Here is a 786-nt window from a genome sequence, read left to right as displayed (position 1 = left end):
CGGGCACGGCGGCAGGGGTACACTTGCCGCTGCAATCCCGGGCACAAAAAGCGACGAGATCATCTCCATACTCATCGGAGCGATGGGCAAGACCCTGAGACGAAAAGTCAGGGAGGTCACATGCGATCTGTCGTCCTCGATGATGCTGATAGCCGCCGAGGTATTCTACAACGCCCACGTCGTTAACGACCGCTTCCATGTGCAGCAGGTCTATAACGAGGCTGTCGACGAAATTCGCATAGACATCCGCCGACAGCTCATTGCCGAAGACAACAGCCGTGACAAATCAGAGCCTCCAATTACATATTCCAACGGCGAGACCATGCGCCAGATCCTTGCCCGCAGCAAGCACACCCTGATGATGTCGCAGAACAAATGGACTGACATACAGCGTCATCGCGCAAACATTCTGTTCAGACACTATCCGATACTGAAAGCTGCATACCATCTGGCTATGGAACTGCGCCAAATCTTCAACGCAAAGATATCACCCACCAAAGCAATGGGTCGGATGAACAAGTGGTATGAAAAAGTAATGGCATTGGGCAACAACAACTTCCGCTCTGTCATCAAGACGTTCAAGAACCACGCCCCGACTATCCTCAATTATTTCCGACGTCGCGCAACTAATGCCTCGGCCGAAGCATTCAACTCCAAAGTCAAAATCTTCCGTTCGCAGATGCGAGGGGTCCGTGACCGTGATTTCTTTATCTTCCGGCTCGTCAAACTCTACGCCTAAACTTTAACATTTCAGCTCTCGAATTTTAACAAATGCACCGGAATTTC

The 786-nt window shown here is 50.9% G+C and carries 1 protein-coding gene; it reads left to right on the top strand.

Annotated elements, in window-relative coordinates; translation table 11 throughout:
* On the top strand, positions 1 to 739 hold a 739-nt coding region (locus tag C5S62_RS00480), incomplete at its 5' end, for a transposase (protein WP_104403596.1).
* Positions 740 to 786: the final 47 nt, after the last annotated feature.

Origin of the sequence: Prevotella sp. MGM2 (genome assembly GCF_002933955.1) — a bacterium.
Taxonomy (GTDB): domain Bacteria; phylum Bacteroidota; class Bacteroidia; order Bacteroidales; family Bacteroidaceae; genus Alloprevotella.
Note: the sequence above shows the minus strand (reverse complement) of the source record. Positions and strands in the feature narration are given on the sequence as shown.